Origin of the sequence: Mesorhizobium mediterraneum (assembly GCF_002284565.1) — a bacterium.
GTDB lineage: Bacteria > Pseudomonadota > Alphaproteobacteria > Rhizobiales > Rhizobiaceae > Mesorhizobium > Mesorhizobium mediterraneum.
Window position 1 is genome coordinate 191488 of sequence record NZ_NPKI01000011.1, and the last position, 20350, is coordinate 211837.

A 20350-nucleotide genomic window follows, 5' to 3' on the forward strand; every position below is an offset into this window, starting at 1 on the left:
GTCAGGCGGCCTTGGCGGCTGCGACCGTCAACACGTCTTCCGTGATCACCCGGTCGTCCGCGAGCGGGCGGTTTGGCGTCAGGCCGAGCTTCTGCAGGTCGCCGTGATAGGCGCGCACGGCTTCCTCCGGGCCAATTGTGCCGTCAGCAACCGCCCGCATCAAAACGATGAGGTGAAGCGGCGCCTCGGCGAGGTTGATCTTGCGGCCGAAGAGCGCCAGGCGAGCGCCATAGCGCTGCGACTGGGCGACGAGCTCGAACGTGTCGCGGGTGGTGCCAGCCCCGCCGCCGAGCACGCCGACGATCAACTCGGAATCGAAATTGGCGAGTTCTTCCATCGCCTTCGGCCCGTTATACGGTGTCTTCAGGAACAGCGGACGCTCGGCCTTCGGCACGCTCGCCAATGACTTGATGATGTTGTCGTTGACGAATTCGCCGATTTGCTCGCTGCTGAGACCGATATCGACGCTTGGATTGAAGACCTCGTAGAAATATTTGAAGTTGGTCCGAGCCGCCTCGGCGCGGAACTCGGCAAAGGCATTCAACGTGCGGATGTCGAGTTCGACATCGTTGCTGAAGGAAACTGAATAGAGAGCAAGGTCCGTGCCGCGCGTCGGATAGTTGGCGATAGCGCGCGAAAGATTGGCATCGCGGAATGGCGCCGACGGCTTCTGGGTATAGACGCCGTGACGCACGGCGCCCCAGCACATCGTTTCCAGATTGCCGCGGATCGCCGGTTTCATCTCACTGCCGAAGAAAGCGCCACGCTCGTCGAGAAGATCAAGGTTGGACTGCGACACCAGCATGATGTCGACGATGTCCTGTTTGATGATCTCCTCGATCTGGGCGATGAACTCCTGGCGGCTACGGCGGCGCGGCGGCTTGACCGAATAGTCGAAGCCTGTAGCGGTCACGCCGGCGCCAACGTCGCTGTCCTTGGCATCGGCAATGACGAAATCGGTCGGCTTGTAGCGGCCGGCGCGAATGTTTGCCAGCTTCCTGTCGAGTCTCGTGACCATAGTTGTTCCTCGGTGGACATGTTGGGCGGCTCTGTTGCCGCGCTCTTGCTTCGCCGTTCCAACGTCATAGGCAGATATTTCTCACAATCTGTCAATAGCTACCTAAATCTTTCTAATTTGCGTGATGAGGGCACGTGGCGGCGCGCCAATCTCATTCATCTGCCATAAGTTAGGATTTGCCTAGAATTAACACGTTGTTTTCATTATAAAATATTCAGGAGCCCCAATGAATGGCGCACTCTGAGCATTTGCACGAATTGCGTGCTGCGATGCCCATGAGCCGGCTCCGCAACGCCATTTCTGCGCAATTCCGGCGCGAAACTACAGAATTGCATTGACGCTGTGGAAGATAATGATAGCAATTGGCAGTGTCGGCAGAGGTGAGGAGGAGCGCGGCCGTGAGTGATGGTTTCGTCGCATCGTGCGCAGAACGCTATCGCGCCCTGATCGATCCGCGGTCCGGTTCGCTTGGCGCGGATGCCCTTGCGTCGGCGGGCCTGTTCCTGTGCGGCATCAGCGCATGTATCGATGCGCGGGTCGAGATGCACGACATGCAGCCGCTTCTGGGCGCACCGAACTGCAGCCCTGCGGCGCAACTCGCCGATCTTCTTCTTTCGCGTGCCGCGCGCGGGGTGGGCGGCGAGGTGCGGTTCGACTGGCCGGAAGGCCCGGCGTGGCTGCGCGAGCGCTTGCCGCTGCACTATGCACTGGGCGGAACCGGTCCTCAGGCGGCTTGGGTGCTAGGGCAACTTGGGGTCCGCTCCCTGGTCGCCATCGAGGATCGTCACGCGGCAATGCTGCGGTTGATACCGGCCGGCGTTCTGCTGGCGGAAAGCGGGACGCTCAAGACGCCGGATGCAGTGTCCCCGGCTGGTCCGCACATCCCGGAAATCTTCATTTTCGAATTCACCGCCGGCCGCGCGATCGGCGCCGTCGTGCCGACCCGCTCCTCACGTGTCATCGTCCGCTTCTGCGACCGCGGAATTCAGCATGACCAGGATTTCGAGACCATGTCGCGCCGGCTGGCGCCGTCAGCCGCAGCCGGGCTTCTTGCCGGGCTGAACGACGAGGCGGTGGAGAATGTCGGCGCCGCCAGCCGGCACGTCTTCGCTCTCAGCCGCGACTGGAAGGCAGCCGGCCTCAAGACGATCCATTTCGAGCTGGCGGGCTATGCCACGCAGCAGGCAGTCGAGGAGCTTTTTTCCCATTCCCGCGGTGCGATCACCTCGCTCGGAATGAGCCATTCCGAACTGCTCGCCATGAGCCCGTCCGCCCACCATCCCATGGAGGCTCTTGTGGCGCTAGGCGAGCGTCTCGATCTCGAGCGGGTGTGCGTGCATGCCGATACATGGGCCGCCGCCGCAACCTTAAACGATCCAAAGGAAGAGGAACGCGCACTGATGGCAGGCTGCGCTATCGCCAGCGCCAGGGCGGCGAATGGAGAACCCGCACGAACCATCGCGATCGCACCGGCGGCCGAATTCCATCCACTTCCTTTCGAAACGCCCGTCCGCAAGGGACGCTGGACCTTCGTTGCCTGCGCTTCTCCCTACTTGGAGAAGCCAGTGACGACGCTCGGCCTGGGTGACAGCTTCACCGCAGGCTGTCTGCTCATCCTCGGACAACACCGCCACGCCGACGCCGGTCCCGCACTCCAACGCGCCTGAAGGACAAATTCCATGTTTCTCGAACGGTTCCGACTTGACGGTAAAACTGCCTTCATCACCGGCGGCGGCCGCGGCATCGGCCTGTCGACGGCCGAAGCGCTCGCGGAGGCTGGCGCACGGGTTACCATATCGGACATGGATCCTCAGGTGTTGGAGGCGGGGCGTGACGAGCTAAAGCGGAAGGGCCATCAGGTCGAAGCGGTACAGCTCGACGTAACCGATTCCAAGGCCGTTGCCGCAGCCGCTCGATCTGCCAATGAGCGTCACGGCGCGGTCGATATCCTGATCGCCAATGCGGGGATCGCCTGGCCCGACACAGGCGGGGAGGATATGAGCGACGACGTATGGCTGAAGGTGATCGACGTCGACCTGAATGGCGCCTATTGGTCATGCCGGGAGTTCGCAAGACCCATGCTCGAACGTGGCCGTGGCGCGATCGTCACGCTGGGTTCCATGTCCGGATTGATTTCCAACAAGCCGCAGCGTCAGGTGCACTACAACACCGCAAAGGCCGCCGTTCACCACATGACACGCAGCCTTGCCGGAGAATGGGCCGAGCGCGGCGTGAGGATAAACTGTGTCGCGCCGACCTATGTCGATACTGTCATGTCGCGCGGCGGCTTCACTGACAACAAGCTGATGCCGGTGTGGATGGAGATGACGCCGATGAAGCGCGTTGCGCGCCCCGACGAGATTGCCGCTTCCATCCTCTTCCTTGCCTCGGATGCAGCGAGCGCTATGACCGGCGCGGTTGTGGTTGTGGATTGCGGCTATACGATTTGGTAGAGATTGAACGATCTGGCCTGAAATCCGTCGACCTCGCCGTCGGCTACCGAGCGGGTGAAGCATGGACTCTCCAAGCAGACGCGTCGAGATGCTTCCCGCCAAGCGGCGGGCTCTCATCCTGGAGCACCTGCGGGTCAGCGGGGCGGCCAGCATCCAGGAGCTCGCCGACACGATTGGCGGATCGCAATCAACGGTAAGGCGCGACCTCGAACACCTGGTGGAAAAGGGGTATCTCGAACGCACCCACGGTGGCGCACATTTGCTGCAGCCGATGCGCGCCACCTTCGAACGCGAGATGACCGTCAATGCGGAACTGCAGCACGCCGAGAAGGTAGCGATCGGGCGCGAGGCCGCGCAGCGGCTGAGTGCTCGCGACAGCGTCATCTTCGACAGTTCCTCGACCGTCATGGAGGTGGTGCGCGCCGCCGCCGAGCGGGATTTGCCGCTGACCGTGGTGACGAACAGTCTCCAGATCGCCGATTTCGCGGCCGACATCAAATCCTGGCGCATCATCCTGCCGGGCGGCACTGTCCGTCCTGGCTATCGGCACCTTGCCGGTGAGCCGGGCGAGAGTTTCATCAGAACGCTTCATGCCGACCTCTGCATGACCGGCGCTTCGGCCGTCACGGGCACGCTGCTGACGGAAACCTCGCTCGAGGTGGCGTCGCTCAAGCGCGCCATGATCTCTTCCGCCCGCAAGACGATCCTGCTCGTCGACAGCTCGAAGTTCACCGCACCTGGTTTCTGCACGCTTTCGGATATTTCCGAAATCGACGAGGTGATCACCGACGAGGGCATTTCCCAGGACGCACTTTCGTCCTTGCGCTCCGCTGAGCGAAAAGTGACGGTGGTTAGCGCCAGCTCTTTGCCGGCTTCAGGGCGTTCCAAATTGTGATGGCCTGACGACGGGACGCTCGGTTGATTCGAGTGCATCCGACGCGGCAAAGTGAGCGTTAGCGGTCGCGACCTGTTCGCTGCAGGCAGGAATTTTGTTGTCCCGTAGAGTGCGCCTCGCCGCGCGCAGGCGTAAGTTGCATGTCGATTGGCACATTGAAACGACGCGGGAAATTCGCCGCGCTTCTCCATCTCGTAGTTGTTGAGGCTTGAAATGGCGCTGGTCGGTTTCCACACCGTCGCCGGGCAGCTGCAGCCCGTCTCGCCGACCTTCGAATCCTTCCATCCTTTCATCGGGAAGGCTTGTCATCGGGAAGGCTTGGGCGCTGATCCCCCGCGATGCTATGGCGAGGCGGGTTCGCGCATCACGGCAACATCTCTGGCCGCCAGGAATGCGATGATCTCGTCGTCGATCGCCTGCATGTTGGCTTCGCGAAACTTGTCGTGCGTGCCCGGGACGACAACGGTTTTTATCCTGGTTTTTTCAGACGCCCAGCCCCTGTATTGCTCCACCGTTGCGGCGCTCCATTCCGAACTGGCGAGAACCAGGATATCGCAGGGGTAAGACGAAGGCGAGAATCCGGCAGCGGCGCGGACGAGGGCGCTCTTGAATGCTTTCTGCCGGGTGTGACGCCCGATGCGCGTTTGTCCCAGCCCAGCGGCATTCAAGCCGTCGCGAAGCAGGCGCCAATAGACGACCTTGCGCGTGATCTGGCGCCGCCTGCTGGCGGTCATGCGGTCGTCCGGTATCGGCTTCAGCCAGGCCGAGCCGAGCGGCGGCGGATCGATGAGCAGCAGCGCAGGCCGCTCGCCAGTCACTTCATAGGTGAGGCGCCCGACCTCGATCGCAAGCAAACCGCCAAGGCAGATACCGCCGATTATATGTGGGTGTCGGCCTGTCACTGAGGTCAGGCCTTCAAAATAGTTGGCGCTTATTTCGTCCAGATTGGAATACGGTGTTTCGCCGGGCTCAAGACCCATGCCGCGCACGGCCATCACCGCGTATTTCTCCTTGAGGCGCTTTCCGAAGCGATTGGCGAACAGCGCCGATCCCGAAATGCCGTGGATCATTGCGATCGGCTCATGGCCGGAACTGCCGGATACCGGCACAATGAGTTGCCGTGCGGGGTGGGTTGGCGTCAAGGACGCGACCAGCCTGCCAAATTCACGCGGCGTCGGCGCCGCCAGCAGGACCGAAGTCTGGAGCTTGATGCCGAACCGGTTTTGGACGGCAAGAACGAGAGTTTCGGCGGTTAGCGAATCGCCCCCGAGATCGAAGAAACTATCGTCGATGTCCGCGGTCGGAATTTGCAGTTCCGTGGCGAAGATGCCGGCAATAACATGCGCGGGACCGTCGCTCGGTATCGCACGGATAGGCTGGATAATTGGCCGCACGTTCATCGGCAAGCCCCCTGGATCGATGATCGTCCGCCTTTTGGGAAGCTTGGCGGTACATCGAATGCTTGCGTGCTTTTAACTCACAGCCTGTGCGGCTAACAAGGACTCATCGCAGCGACCAAGCGGGCGCTGTTCCTTTGATCGAGAGACGCAGCAGGTATGCCGATCCTGAATGGTCGCTCGCCTTTCACCGAATACCAGCCCAGGCAAAAAGCCCTTTCCATCTCTTGATCAGTTTTGCAGTTGGCCCGTTCACTTTCCTGTCGGACGATTGCGCGGTCTGGCCGTTGTTGGTGGGGCCACTAGGTGCCTGCAAATATTGCTGCAGAAGCAGCCTGTCTATCTTGCCGGTTGGCGTCAGCGGCAACGACTCGATCGCGTGGATTCGGCCCGGAATTTTCCACTGTGGGAGGATCGACCTCAAGCTGGCCCTTAATGCGTCAGTCTGAAACAAGGCTCCCTGTTTTATCACGACGAAGGCGGCAAGGGAGTGCGCATCCTGGCGAAGTTCGGTGATGACCGCGACTTCATTCACCATTGGAAGCAGCAGGAAAGCCTGCTCGATTTCCCGCGTTTCAACGCGATACCCGCGAATCTTGACCTGGTCGTCGCGCCGTCCGAGGAATTCAAGACCGTTGCTCGATAAACGCCCGATATCGCCGGTGTGAAACACACGCTGATCGGGAAAATTGAGGTCGGTGCCGAAATGCTTTGCCGTTTCGGACGCCTGCCGCCAATAACCGTCTGCCAGGAAAGCGCTGCGGACGACGAGTTCGCCGACGCCTCCCTGTTCGACCGGCTGGCCATCTTCATCGACGACCAGGAGAGACTTGTCCGCGACTGGTCGCGGCGCCGGTACCGTGCCTGGCGCGAGCAACTCGCCCGGAGCTACCGAAGCCACCGCGATGTGACCGGCTTCGGTGGAAGAGAAGCGATGGCGCAAGGCACAGGACCTCGCGAAGTGATGGCGCCATTGCTCGACGTCCGAGGCAACGACCGTTTGACCCGCCAGCGCCACCAAGCGTACCGATGGATGCAGGCCCGAGCCCGCGAGCATCGACAGATACTTGCGAAACAACATCACCGGAGGGTGCAGTAAGGTTACGCGACGCTTATCAATCCACGCCCCGAGACCACCGAGACCACCCGATGCAGCATCGTAGAGTTCCAGCGTGGCTCCGTTGAGAAGCGCGCCGAAGACGTCCGCCTCCGATGAGGCGAAACTGCAATATGTCAGGAGGGACTGCCGGTCTGTGGAGTTCACCCCGTCATACCGGGCACAAAGCCAGGCCCGATGCAGCACGGTGCGATGGCTTTTCACGACCCCTTTCGGCCGCCCGGTGCTTCCAGAGGTGTAGAAGATTGCGGCCGGGTCACCCGGGTCCATCGGAATATGCAACGCATCAGCCGAATAACGCGCGTCGATGTCCTCAAGCAGGAGAACCCGCCTGTGGTCATCGACAAGGTCATGCGCGGCAGGCGCGTGAGACGCATCGGTAAGCAGCAGATCCGGCGCCGCATCGCTGAGTATGTCGCGCTGTGCTGCAAGCGGCATACCAGGATGGAGGCAAAGGAATGCCTTTGCCGCCTTGAGCGCCGCCAGCGCGCAGATCACCATGTCCGGCGAATGGTCGACAAGATAGGCGACGCATCCGCGCCCGGGCTGCGTGTGCTCGAGGATTGCCCGGGCCAGCTGATTGGAGCGTCGTTTAACGTCGTCGTATGTCCATCGATGCCGGTCGCCGCCAATCGCCACGTGCGAGCCATACCTGCGGACCACTGTGTCGAAACGCGCCGGGATGGTCTGCTCCAACTCGGCCCGGTCGAACGCCATCATGCGACCATTCAGATCGGGCGCGGGATCGTGCAAGTGTTCAGCCATGGCCCTCTGCAAGCTGGTTTTCGGTCACGGCACTCAGTTCGGCGTCGAGCTTTGCCTTCCGTCCATAGGCGACGAGAGCCCTGTAAGTTGATGAGCGCAACCGCACACCTTCCCTCAGGCTCTCCTCGCGGGCGCGCAATTCCATTTCGCCGGGGATCAGGATTTCGGTGGCGCCTTCGGCACGTTCGCCGTTCCTGGTCTGCTCGATCAGGCGGTCGACGCGCTCGGTGAATTCCGACGCCGGCATGAATCGCTGTGGATCCAGCGCCATGAAGAAATGGCCGTAGTCGGGCGCCTGGGCGCTCTCGCGCAATCTGTCCTGATGGTGATCGCTGCCAAAACCCGCGCCGCTGAGCACGCCCGCAAGCACCTCCATCACCAGGGCCAGGCCATATCCCTTGTGTCCGCCGATCGGCACGCCAAGCCCTGCGGCGAGATCGCCGAGATCGGTCGAAGGGCGCCCCGACCGGTCGAGAATCCAGCCCGGCGGCAACGGACTGCCTTCCGCCACGGACAGGCCGATCTTGCCGCGAGGCGCGACGCTCATGGCGACGTCGAGAAGGATAGGGAAATGTCGCCCTGCCGGAATGCCGACACCGAGCGGATTGTTGCCGAATGTCGGCGTGACCCCGCCCGTCGGTGCCAGGATCAGCGGTCCGTTGGTCGTGCAGAGCCCGATGAGACCGTTCTTCGCTGCCTGCCAGACATAGTGGCCGGCGGCGCCGAAATGGTTGGAGCGGCGGACGCCGACAATTCCAACGCCGTGCCTGCCCGCCTTTTGAATGGCGAGGTCCATCGCCACCGTGCTGACCCACTGGCCCGGGCCGTTGTCGCCATCGATCCGCGCGATGGTGGCGGTCTCGTGCTCGATCCGTATTTGAGGATCGGCGTTGATCTTGCCCGAGGCAATCCGCACGGCATAACGCGGAATGCTGACCATGTCGTGCGTCGGCTGTCCGCGCAGGCTCGCCTCGAGTTGGACTTCCGCGACGATTTCCGCACCCTTGAGGCTCAATCCAGCCCGTGTCAGCGCTTCGCGACCGTAGACGCGAAGGCTTTCAATCGTCACCAGAATTTTCCCGCCATTTCCGCTCGATGCCGGTGCAGCCGCGACGGTTGGCCCGATGTCATGCCGTGCCTGGGCGACTGCGCGAGCCAGATCGGTGATCGTCTGATGCTGATAGAGCTGACGCAGATCGACGTGCAGACCGGCCCTGCTGGCTTCGACAACAACATTGATGCTCAGGATGGAATTGCCGCCTAGGTCGAAGAAGTTGTCGTGTAGCCCAACCTCATCGAGCCGCAACACCTTTTTCCAGACCCCCGTCAGGATCGTCTCGTCGTCGGTTGGCGCGACCACGCGCAGATCGACCCGGCTGGAGGGATGCGTCACGACAGTTGATCGAGCCGTCTGCGCCTCCTTGGTGAGCAGTGCCCGTCGGTCGACTTTTCCGTTCGACGTGCGAGGCAAGCGCTGCAGCATGACGATGCGTTGCGGCAGCATGTATTCCGGGAGCTGCTGCTTCAGAAATTCGCGCAGGCGCCCGGACAGAGCAGGCACTTGCGCATCATGCTGCTCATTGGCCGCAACGAAGGCCACCAGACATTTGCGATCGCCGATATTATCGTCTGTGGCAGCATCCTCCACCACGCCGACGACACATTCGCGCACGTCCGGGTGTGTGTGAATCGCAACCTCGATCTCGCCCAGTTCGATACGGAAACCGCGAATCTTCACCTGTTCGTCGGCGCGGCCGAGAATTTCGATCGTCCCGTCAGGCCGGTATCGGGCCAGATCGCCGGTTCGATGGAGCCGCGCGCCGTCATGCGGGCTGAACGGATTTCGGACGAAGTTCTTCGCCGTATGCTCCGGATGATTGATGTAGCCGGCTCCAATACCGCCGCCGCCGACATACAAGTGACCGCCGATGCCAACCGGCACCGGGCGGCGGGACGTGTCCAGCACATAGGCCTGCGTATTGGCAATCGGCCGACCGATCGGGACGACCTTCGCCGCGCCGCCCTCGGCCGGGACGGGATAGATCATCACGATCCCTGTCGTCTCGGTCTGGCCGAACATATTGATGAATCTTGTCCCGGGTCTGCAGAGGTGCCGCCATTTTTCTATCAAGGCGCTGGGCAAGGGCTCGCTGGCTGAAAGCACGAGCCGTAGCTGATTGTCGAGCAAGCTTGCCCGCACGGGTTGATCGAGCGACATCAAGACCTGCAGGCAGCCGGCCGAGAATGATGGAACAAGGTCCAGCACTGATACGCGCTGGTGGCGTACCATCTCGAACAGCAAATGCGGATCGCGGAGTTCCTCGGCCGAAGCAACGGCCACGGCCGCACCGCAGGAGAGCGGAACGGCAAACTGCCGTATCGAGGAGGAAAACGAGAACGAAGCCGTGTGCAGGTAGATGTCGTCCGGACGGATTGCGACAGCGCGGACCATCGCCTGCGCATAGTGGCCGACATTCGCCTGCGTGATCATCGCGCCTTTGGGTTTGCCTGTGGAGCCTGACGTGTAGATCACGTAGGCAAGCGCGTCGGACGCAGGGATGGTGCCAACGTTGTGACTGTCCTCCAGCGCTAGGGAAGCATGGCAGGCGTCGATGCAGATGGTTCGGGTGTGGTCGGAGCTGTCGATGGCCATCGACTGAAACGTGGAGGGGAATTTTGGCAGCAGCGATGTCTCGGTGATGAGCAAGCTCACGCCGGCGTCACGCAGCATAAAAGCAATACGTTCGGACGGATGTTCGGGGTCGAGGGGCAGAAACGCACCGCCGGCCTTCCACACCCCGAGCAGCACCGCCAGCATCTCGGCAGACCTCGGCAGGCAGATCGCTGTCAATGTCTCGCGGGCAACGCCGCTGCGGCGAAAATACCGCGCGAACCGGCTGGCTCGCTCGTTGAGCTCCCGATAAGTGAACTGCCGGTCCCCGCCCAGCACGGCTGTGGCATCAGGTGTTCGCTCGACCTGCGCTTCGAACAGCTGGACATAATCCTGCCCCAGCAATTCGCTGGCTTCGGTGTGGTTCCAGTCGATTTCGACCTGGCGGCGGTCGACCTCAGGCAACAGGGACAGTTCCGACAGTCTTTGCCCGGGATCGCTTCCTATGCTTTCGAGCAAGGTCTGGAAATGCCGTGCCAGCCGGTCGATCGCGGCCGGCTCGTACAGATCAGCGTTGAATTGCCAAGTCGCGGACATCCCTTCCGGGGTTTCCGACAGGTACAGAGTAAGGTCGAACTTCGCCGTCACCTTGTCGATGCGCACAGGTTCCGCTGAGAGACCTTGCGCGAGATCGAAGCAAGGTCCCGCCACGTGATCAGTTGCCGACTGAGCGGGCAAGACCGAGCCTGGCAACCCTGGGATGTTCTGAAACGCGAACATGACTTGGAACAACGGCGCGTGGCCGGGATCGCGCGGGATATTCAACTGTTCAACGATGCGCTCGAGAGGAACATCCTGGTGCGCGTAGGCGTCAAGCGCCGTCGACCGGACGCGGCCGAGCAATTCCAGGAATGACGGGTCGCCCGCAAGCGGCGTTCGCAAAACCAGCGTGTTGGCGAAGAACCCGATCAGCGGCTCCAACTCCTTGCTCGGGCGGTTTGCGATCGGCACGCCGACGGCGCAATCGTCTTGCCCGTTGTAGCGGTGGAGCAATGTCTTGAAGGCCGCCAGAAACGTCATGAACACGGTCGCATTATGGCTTTGACCCAGCGCCTTAAGTTGATCCGTCGTTTGACGGTCGATCAGGGCCTGTATGGTGCCGCCGCGATAGGATTGAATGGCCGGGCGAGGGCGGTCCGTCGGAAGCGTGAAGGCCGGCGGCATCTCCTTGAGCTGACGGATCCAGTAACCGGTCTGGCGCTCGAATTCGCCGGCCTCGACGCCGTGCTGCTGCCAGGCTGCGAAGTCGCCGTACTGAAGCGGCAAGTCGTCGAGCGGCGACGCCCTGTCGTCATGAAATGCTTCGTACAGTTGCCTCAACTCGGTGTAGAGGACGCCGATCGACCAGCCGTCGGAAACGATGTGGTGCATCGTCAGAAGCAGGACGTGCTCGTCGGATGTCAGCCGGATCAGCTTGGCGCGAAACAGGGGACCTTGCGCCAGGTCGAACGGTTCGCCAGCGTCCTGGCTGGCGAGGTGCTTTGCCTCGGCGGTTCGTGCGTCCGCCTTGTGGCCGGACAGATCAATCATCACCAGCCTGGTTTCCTGAAATTCGGAAACCACTTGCACTGGTCCGCCCTCGCGCATGTGAAAGGTCGTGCGCAGGATGTCGTGACGTCGGCGAATTTCGTCGAGGCACAGCGCCAATGCACGCTCGTCGAGCGGGCCTGTCAGCCAGAGCGAGGCCGACATATTGTAGGCGCCGCCGGCACCCATCCGATCAAGAAAATAGACGCGCTTTTGCACGGAGGAGAGCCGTGCGAGCGTTCCTCCTTGCCGCCGGGGGATGTGTTTCGCGGCCTGCGTAGAAGTCGTCGATCCTTGCTCCAGTCGCGCTCTGCCATCCGCTACGAGATCGGCCATCTGCTCGCCGATGCGCTCCGAAAGTCGCGCAGTGGTCGGGCGTTCAAACATGCAATCGATCGGCAACGTAACCTGGAATATCTCCTGCAACCTGGCGAGAACCTGCATGGCGATAAGTGAATGACCGCCCAGGTCGAGGAAATCGTCATGAATGCCGGGCGGTTCGATTCCCAGAACTTCGGCAAAAACCGCCGCCACCCGGCGCTCAGTGGCGGTTCGGGCAATCACTTTGCCAGTCTGTGGCGGATCGCGTTGAGCGTTCTGTTGTTGCAGAGCGAGCGTCAGGGCCAGATGTTTGCGATTGACCTTTCCGCTGGAATCGACGGGGATCTCATCCACCACAACGATCCACTGCGGCACCTTCGAGCGTGCCAGCCGCTCGGCGACAAAGTCGCGGATCTGCTGAACCGGCGTAAATTGTTTCTGCCCCGCCTTGAGCACGACCGCTGCGGCGACCGTCTCGCCGAGCACCAGGTGGGGAACGCCGAAAACAACCGCCTGTCCGATCGCGGCATGCTGGAGCAGGATCTGCTCCACCAGCCGCGGCGAGATCTTTTCGCCGCCGTGATTGATGATATCCTTCAGGCGGCCGGTGACGAACAGATAACCTTCGGCATCGAGGTGGCCTATGTCGCCTGTCCGCAGCCAGCCATCGATGAAAGCGGCTTGGTTGTCAGTGCGATCATCATAATCGTGCATGACATTTGGGCCGCGAATGACCACCTCGCCACTCCCGCCGGGCGGCAACAGACGTCCGGCTTCATTCATAATGGCAATTTCTGGACCGGCAGCCTTGCCCACGGAGCCTGGCTTGCGTTCGAACGGCGGAAGGCGATTGCTCGCAATCTGCGGCGCCGCCTCGGTCATCCCGTAGGCTTCGACAAACGGTACGCCGAACGCGCTTTCGGTATCCGCGATCAGCTGTGGCGGCATTGGCGCCGAAGCCGAGCGAATGAAGCGCAATCCGCTCTGGCGCGGGTCTTCGCGGCAGAGACGGATCTGATCGAGGATCGTGCGATGCACGGCCGGGGAAGCCGTATACCAGGTCGGCTTGAGGTCGCTGAGACAGCTAAAGAAGCGGTCGGCGGAAAAGCCCTCCACGCTGATATAAGAGCCTCCGCATACCAGCGATGACAAAAGGCTGCTGATGCCATGGATATGAAACAGGGGCATCATGCCCAAGCACCGGTCGGTGTGCCGGAGATCCACCGCCGCGCAAATGTTGCGCGCCGAAACGCAAAGGTTTCGATGTGTCAGCGGTACCAGCTTGGGCCGCGCAGACGTGCCCGATGTGAACAAGAGCAGTGCGGCATCGTCAGGCGCAGCCAACGGCTGGTCACCGCGATGCCCTCGACCAGCGGCTGTCAGCGAGAAGGTCCCGGCCGCCGCATCGGGCTGCGAAACGAGTTGCAGGATCCGGATGTTCAGTGACGCCGCCAAGGCGAGCAACGGCGATTCCCAGCCGTGCGGCACGATCAGGACTTGGGCACCTAGCGCGCTGAGCTGTGCTTCAAGCTCAGATGCGGGCCATGCCGGGTTCAGCGGAGCGCATGCCGCATTGGCTACCACCGCCACGATCGCAACCGCTGCTTCCGCTCCTTCGGGCAGGATGAGCGCGACGCGGCCCGTTGGCCCGACAGCTTCCAGCGCCAGCTTTTCGCCGACATAGTGGATCTGGCGCCCCAGCCCTTCATAGGTGAGGGGTGGGCGTCCCGCGGCCAGAACGGCCACCGATTGCGGATTGTGTCCGGCATGCCGGTCCACATGGCCACGTATAGTGTCCATCAGATACCGCTCCGGGATCGAGGTTGATTAGGAATAGAGCCCATGCCGGGTTCACTGAGTGCTGGCTGGCTGCGTGGCTGTCAATGCGCAGAGACGTCAAAACACGAGAACAAGGTTCCATCGCTGTTGCCGAAGCGGCCTTCAAAGCAGCCATTGTCGGCCGCCGCCAGGCGGCTTGATCGAATGACCATGGCTTTGGCGTTCTCCACATCCAGTTCGATACGAACATCATGAAACGTCAAAAAGCGCCGGTTGAGCGGGAAATGCATTTTGTAGAAGGCTTCCTTTATCACGAACAGAAGCTTTGGCAGGTCGTAGCCTAGGCGCCCTTCGATCACGTCCCGCTCTTTCAATTCCGAAGCACGCGACACCAGTTTTGTCAGTTCGTCGGAAAGCGGAGAATCTTCCTCGATGTCGATTCCGATGCCGAGGCAATCGGCGGACAATCCGACGGCGACAGCGCACAGGCTTCGGGTATGAGAGATTGAACCGACAATACCTGTCGGCCAGACCGGCGCCCGATCGTGTCCAATCGGGATGACGCTTTCAGGAATGCCCAGGCCCCGCAATGCCTGCCTTGCGTAAATGCGTCCGGCGCGAAACTCACGACGTCGCGCCGGCACGACATTGCCCAGAGACAGTTCTTCTTCGAGCAGCCAATCTCGATCTGCTGGTTTGAAATCGCCGCCCTCGATGACGATGCCATCCGCAACCAATTGTCGAATGGCTGCTATCAGGCGGGCTGGCGAAGAGTCGTCGCGGACTTTCGGTTCACCAGGCAATACCACTCCTTCACCGATCCAAACTGCTGCTGTCTTGCGTTGTAACAGAACGTCGACGAACCGGGCAACGCCAGGTTGCCCAGGGCACCCGTTTAGCGGGGCCCGCCAAGGTGCGCGTCATCGTAGTGGATCGGTTATGACGCAATCGGCCTGTCGATGCTTTTCATCGCCCACGATCTTCGCGTGGCGTCGGTAATCGCCAGCCGCGTTGTCGTCATGCAAGGTGAAAGATCGTGGAGAACGGGTCCGTGGAGCGGGTGCTTGCGCATCCTCAATCCGATTACACGCGTGCCCTGCTGGCTTCGGTCCCGGGACTTTCCTGGGAGCGTAGCCGCAGGGAACCAAGCCGGGATGCTGCTCTCCACGCGAACCTGCCGAAAGCGAGCCAACTGCCAAACGACCACATAAGTTTATTCGTTTTTGACCAATACGCGCCGGCGAATTCCTGTAATCTTCAGAAAAACACCGGGACAACCGGGCCAAACAGAAAGGTCGGGGAATGAAATACGTCGTCGATACGATCGGCGGTCCCGCAGGCGGTGATGCCTGGCAAGCCGCTGTTACCGAAGCCTATTTTCCGCTCGACACCGAGTATCGGAACCGTCGTGAATTTTCAGGCACGCTGGAAACCTTCTCTCTCGGGCTCGTCAGCGTGTCTAAAATGCGCTGCGATGCTGTAAGCTATCGTCGCCATCGCCGCCACTTCCTCAACGAGCGTGACGCCAGCCTGCTCGTCACCATCCCGGAGATGTCGGAGGTGAATTTCTCGCAAGGATCGAGGACCGTCAATTGCGGTCCGGGGGGCTTCCTCCTTGAGAGGGGAGATGCGCCTTACGAATTCTGGCACGGCAAGCCAAACGCGCTGTGGGTCCTGAAGGTGCCGTCATCGAGCGTTCGGGCACGGATCGGATCTGCCGAACGGCTCAGTGCACTCAGTTTCGACGCTACCCAAGGCATCGCCGCGCTCTTTCTCGACACGGTGCGAACCACGATCGGCCATGTCGATGAGATCACTGAAGTCGCTCGTGAGATGATGGGCAGGCACATCCTGGAAATGCTGTGCCTGTCGATCGTGAGTGACGATCGCGTGCTGGACAGCAGCATCTCGTCGATCCGGGCCGGCCATTTGCATCGCGCCGAGCAGTATATTCGCGACAACCTGAAGAATTCCGGCCTCGGCCCGCAGGCTGTGGCCGATGCCTGCGGCATCTCCCTGCGTTACCTGCAGGTTCTTTTTCAGGACAGCAACCAGTCGATCAACGGCTTCATCCGCGACGCCCGGCTTGAACTTTGCGCCGAGGAGCTGATGTCGGTGACCAACATCAGCAGCGTTGCCGAGATCGCTTACCGCTGGGGCTTCGCCGACCAGTCTCAGTTCTGCAAGCACTACCGGACGCGGTTCGGCTGCGCACCGACCGATACCCGTCGCGAAGCAGCGAGCCGGGCGGGTCGCGCTTCGACCTCGAGAGAGCGGCACTAGACCCGACGAAGTCCGGGCCAATTCCACCATTTACTGCGACGTCACCCCGGCAAGGGGCGATGGGGCCGGGCTTTGCCCGCAAAGACCCTACGAAGGAACTGTCATGAGCCGAATAAGAGTTGCCGTCGATGTCGGAGGGACCTTCACCGACATCTGTATCATGGACGAAGATAGCGGCGCGATCCGCATCGAGAAGACCGCCTCCACGCCTGATGATCCCATGCAGGCCATCATGAATGGCGTGGAGCAGGGCCGCATCGATCTTTCCGAGGTGACGATGTTCTCTCATGGCACGACGGTTGCCACCAATGCGCTGATCACCCGCCGCCTGCCACGCACCGCAATGGTCTGCACCGAGGGTTTCCGTGACGTTGTCGAGATCCGTCGCGCCAACAAGGAAGACCTCTGGGACACCTACAAGGATGTCGCCAAGCCCTATATCCCGCGCCGCGACCGGCTGACAGTCCGGGAACGGGTCAGTGCCGAGGGCACGATCCTGGAAGCGCTGGACGAAGAGGCTGCGCGCCGCGTCGCGGAAATTCTCGTGAAACGGCAGGTCAAGTCCATAGCCGTCTGCTTCATGAACTCCTATGTCAACGGTGCCAATGAGCGCCGCATGCGTGAGATCCTGAAGGAGGCCATGCCGGATCTGCCGGTCTCGATCTCCTCGGAAGTGATGCCGGAAATCTTCGAGCACGAGCGTTTTTCCACCACCATGGCGAACGCCGTCTGCGCCCCGGTCGTCGTCGACTACGTGTCGCGTCTCGGAGAAAAGCTTGCAGCGGCCGGATACAAGCGAGATCTCCTGTTGCTGCACAGCGGTGGCGGGGTCATGACACCCGCAAGCGTCAGGGATTTCTCAGCTCGGCTCGCAGGATCGGGCATCGCTGCCGGCGCGATCGCAAGCCGCTTCATCGGAAATCTCTGTGGCTTCCCGAACTCGATCGGCTTCGACATGGGCGGTACCAGCACCGACGTCTCGCTCGCATGGAACGGGGAGTCGCGCATCACAAAAGACTGGTACATCGAATTCGGATATCCGATCCGCTTTCCCTCCATCGAGGTGCTGACCATCGGTGCAGGCGGCGGGTCGTTGGCATGGCAGGACGAAGGCGGCAGCTTGCGCAACGGACCGCAGTCCGCCGGCGCTTTTCCAGGTCCGGCCTGCTACAAGAATGGCAACCGCACTGCCACCAACACCGACGCCAATGTCGTGCTCGGCCGTCTCGGCACCAGCCTTGCGGGCGGCAAGATCACGCTCGACCCCGCCTTGGCCGCCCAGGCGGTGCAGGAGACGGTGGCGGCACCCTTCGGCATGGAAATCCACAAAGCGGCCGAGGCGATCATCGCCGTCGCCAACGCCAATATGGGCAATGCCGTCCGGCTTCTCTCCATCAGCCGAGGCTATGACCCGCGCGACTTTGCGCTCGTCGCATTCGGCGGTGCAGGCGCATTGCACGGAGCGGCCGTGGCGAAGGAGCTTTCGATTCCAACCGTGATCGTGCCGCCCAATCCCGGCGTCACCTCCGCGCTCGGTTGCCTTCTCGTCGACGTGCAGCACGATTTCTCCGAAAGCTTCATGGCCGATGCTTCGACGGTCTCGCCCGCCGAGATGCAGACAGCCTTTGTTCTGATGGAAGAACAGGCCGTTGAGCGTCTGACCCATGAGGGCGTGGCGCGGGAAGACATGGCGCTGCAGCGTACGGTCGAGATGATGTACCAGGGACAGTGGCGCTCGCTTGCGGTGTCAGCGCCGGCGCGGATCGAGAGCATCTGCTCGCTGATCGAGGCATTCCACAACGAGCACGAACGCGAGTTCAACTACCGCCGCGAAGAGGCGCCGGTGTCGATCTTCCGCATCGCGGTCAAGGCGATCGGCATCGTCCCGAAAGCCGAGATACCGCGGCATGAAGTCTTGCCGCATAAGCCACAGCCGGTCGGCCGCCGCAGCGTCTGGTTCGACGGCGCATCTCATGACGCGGCCGTGTATGAGCGTGAGCAACTCAGCGCCGGCGCTGCCTTCACAGGGCCCGCCATTGTCGAACAGTTCGATTCCACCACCGTGGTTCCGCCGGGAATGAGCGCGACCGTCGATGGCTTCCTGAACATTCTCATCGTGACGAAAGGCTGAGACATGACAAAGCTGATTGAAACGAGCCCTGGCCTCGATCCGGTAACGTTCGAGGTGCTGAAGAACTCCTTCATCACCACTGTCGACCAGATGGCCGAACAGATGCTTCGCACCTGCTATTCCTTCGTCATCTACAACCGAGACTTTTCGAACGCCCTGCACGACGCCGATGGCAACTCTGTCGCCCAGGGCAACTACGACATCGCGGTCCATGTCGGCACGCTGCACAACACGTGCAAGGAGGTGATCCGAGTCTTCGAAGGCGATATGGCACCCGGCGACGTCTACGCAATCAACGATCCCTATGCCGGCGGTACGCATTTCAGCGATGTTCGGCTCGTCCGGCCGATCTTCGACGAAGACAAACTGATCGGCTTCTCCCAGTCGAACGGACACTGGTCGGATCTTGGAGGCTCAGTGCCGGGTTCCTTCGACGTCACCGCCCGCGACATGTTCCGCGAAGGCCTGCGGATCACGCCGTTGCGCCTTTTCCAGCGCGGCCGATTCTGCTCCGACGTCGCCAACATGATTGCGGCCAACACGCGCGATCCGGCATCGATCATTGGCGACATCCATTCCCAGGCGCAGGCGACGCAGGCTGCCGAGCGCGAGCTGTTGCGGCTGGTCAAGAAGTATGGGCGCGGCCAGGTCATGCGCGGTATGGAGGAGGTTCAGGACTACGTCGAACGTGCCGTGCGAAAGCGTCTCGCGGAGCTGCCCGACGGCACCTGGGAGACGGTCGACTACATCGACCGGGATCTCGGTGCCGGCGAAGGCATGATCCCGATCCGCATCAAGATGACGATCAAGGGCGACACGATCCACTACGATTTTACGGGAAGCCATTCGACCATTGCCTCGATGTACAATTCAGCCCCGGGCGCGACCTTCTCGGCCGTGGTCGCCGGCATGAAGACCTTCTTCCCGGACCTTCCACTCAACAGTGGGTTTTACCGGATGATCGAGGTGACCGCGCCGAAGAACAGCGTCGTCAGCGCGGAATGGCCGGTGGCGGTGACCGGGTTCCTGATGCCGTTCGAAAAGATCATGAACGCGATCTTCGAGATGTGGTCGAAGATCATGCCCGAACGCGCTATCGCCTGCGCCTTCAACCTAGAATATCTGCTGGCCGGGGGACGGGACGCGCGCAAACCCGAAAAGCCGATCTTCATGTTCTACGAATGGCTGCCCGGCGGTTGGGGCGGGCGCAACGGCAAGGATGGTGCCGATGTCACCACCGCCTGCTTCGGAACCGGGCTGATGTCGCAACCGAACGAAGGCAACGAGCGGGTGAATCCGACTCGGACGATCGAGTTCCAGATCAAGCAGGATTCAGCCGGTCCCGGCAAATGGCGGGGCGGCGTCGGCGTGCAGAAGACCTCGTTGTTGCTTGAGGCTGAAAATGCCGTCATGTCCTATATTTGCGACCGCGAGCGCGCTGTCGTCTGGGGTGTCGAAGGAGGCCTGCCGTCGATGCCACACGGCTTGACCATGAAGCGCGCGGGAGAAGAGACCGAGATCTGGCTCGGCTCCGTGTTCTCCGATTACTCCGTCCACACAGGCGACCAGTTCGCTCGTCCGACGGCCGGCGGCGGCGGTTTCGGCGATCCACTGGAGCGCGAGCCCCGCAAGGTGATGGAGGACGTGATCGACGACTATGTTTCTCTGGAGCGCGCCAAGATTGACTACGGCGTGGTGATCCGCGAAATCGACCGCGACCTGTGCCAGTACGAAATCGACGATATGGCTACCGAAGCCTGCCGTGCCGACATCCGGGCGAAACGGAAGGACTGGGCACGCATGGATCCTGAGGAGGTCGCGCGCAAATACCGCTCCGGCGAGATCGATACGCTCGATGCGGTTCGGCACTATGCCGTGATCCTCGATTGGGAGACTGGCGAACTCCTTCCCAAAACCACCGCCCAGTTCCGTGAGAGCTTTGAGAAACGGACGGTCAGTCACTGGGCCTGAGCGCTAGAGAGCGCGCCCCAAA

The 20350-nt window shown here is 61.6% G+C and carries 11 protein-coding genes; 6 read left to right on the top strand and 5 right to left on the bottom strand.

What is annotated here, in order from left to right; all coding sequences use genetic code 11:
• Position 1: 1 nt before the first annotated feature.
• Positions 2 to 1018 carry a hypothetical protein gene (locus CIT25_RS06045; RefSeq protein ID WP_095483645.1) on the bottom strand — a complete coding sequence of 339 codons (1017 nt, stop codon included), beginning with the start codon at positions 1016 to 1018 and terminating at the stop codon, positions 2 to 4.
• 398 nt (positions 1019 to 1416) lie between these two features.
• Here CIT25_RS06045 and CIT25_RS06050 point away from each other — a divergent pair, with 398 nt between their 5' ends.
• The 3 genes from CIT25_RS06050 to CIT25_RS06060 all read left to right on the top strand — a co-directional run bounded on the left by CIT25_RS06050 (position 1417) and on the right by CIT25_RS06060 (position 4366).
• Positions 1417 to 2685: an ADP-dependent glucokinase/phosphofructokinase gene (locus CIT25_RS06050; protein ID WP_095483646.1), complete on the top strand. Its 1269-nt coding sequence runs from the start codon at positions 1417 to 1419 to the stop codon at positions 2683 to 2685.
• Positions 2686 to 2697: 12 nt separating this feature from the next.
• A complete protein-coding gene (locus tag CIT25_RS06055; protein WP_095483647.1) occupies positions 2698 to 3471 on the top strand; it encodes an SDR family NAD(P)-dependent oxidoreductase in 774 nt (257 codons plus the stop codon).
• A 61-nt stretch (positions 3472 to 3532) separates the two neighbouring features.
• The gene (locus CIT25_RS06060) at positions 3533 to 4366 is read left to right on the top strand and encodes a DeoR/GlpR family DNA-binding transcription regulator (protein WP_095483648.1); all 834 of its coding nucleotides are present in this window, start codon (positions 3533 to 3535) and stop codon (positions 4364 to 4366) included.
• Between the two features lie 341 nt (positions 4367 to 4707).
• On the opposite strand, the gene CIT25_RS06065 is transcribed toward CIT25_RS06060, so the two are convergent.
• From CIT25_RS06065 to CIT25_RS06080, 4 genes are all read right to left on the bottom strand, one after another.
• The gene (locus CIT25_RS06065; RefSeq protein WP_095483649.1) at positions 4708 to 5766 is read right to left on the bottom strand and encodes a thioesterase domain-containing protein; all 1059 of its coding nucleotides are present in this window, start codon (positions 5764 to 5766) and stop codon (positions 4708 to 4710) included.
• Positions 5767 to 5950: 184 nt separating this feature from the next.
• Entirely contained in the window at positions 5951 to 7645 is a 1695-nt protein-coding gene (locus CIT25_RS06070) for an AMP-binding protein (RefSeq protein WP_095483650.1), read from the bottom strand.
• Positions 7638 to 13964: a non-ribosomal peptide synthetase gene (locus CIT25_RS06075; protein WP_095483651.1), complete on the bottom strand. Its 6327-nt coding sequence runs from the start codon at positions 13962 to 13964 to the stop codon at positions 7638 to 7640. The genes CIT25_RS06070 and CIT25_RS06075 overlap by 8 nt, the downstream gene beginning before the upstream one ends.
• A gap of 80 nt (positions 13965 to 14044) precedes the next feature.
• On the bottom strand, positions 14045 to 14746 hold the full coding sequence (locus CIT25_RS06080; protein WP_158302518.1) for a 4'-phosphopantetheinyl transferase family protein: 702 nt from the start codon (positions 14744 to 14746) through the stop codon (positions 14045 to 14047).
• 499 nt (positions 14747 to 15245) lie between these two features.
• On the opposite strand from CIT25_RS06080, the gene CIT25_RS06085 reads away from it, so the two are divergent.
• The 3 genes from CIT25_RS06085 (at position 15246) to CIT25_RS06095 (ending at position 20328) form a co-directional block, all read left to right on the top strand.
• Positions 15246 to 16226 carry an AraC-like ligand-binding domain-containing protein gene (locus tag CIT25_RS06085; RefSeq protein WP_095483653.1) on the top strand — a complete coding sequence of 327 codons (981 nt, stop codon included), beginning with the start codon at positions 15246 to 15248 and terminating at the stop codon, positions 16224 to 16226.
• Positions 16227 to 16329: 103 nt separating this feature from the next.
• Positions 16330 to 18357, top strand: coding sequence for a hydantoinase/oxoprolinase family protein (locus CIT25_RS06090; RefSeq protein ID WP_095483654.1), 2028 nt, complete (start codon positions 16330 to 16332; stop codon positions 18355 to 18357).
• 3 nt (positions 18358 to 18360) lie between these two features.
• A complete protein-coding gene (locus CIT25_RS06095; protein ID WP_095483655.1) occupies positions 18361 to 20328 on the top strand; it encodes a hydantoinase B/oxoprolinase family protein in 1968 nt (655 codons plus the stop codon).
• Positions 20329 to 20350 lie beyond the last annotated feature (22 nt).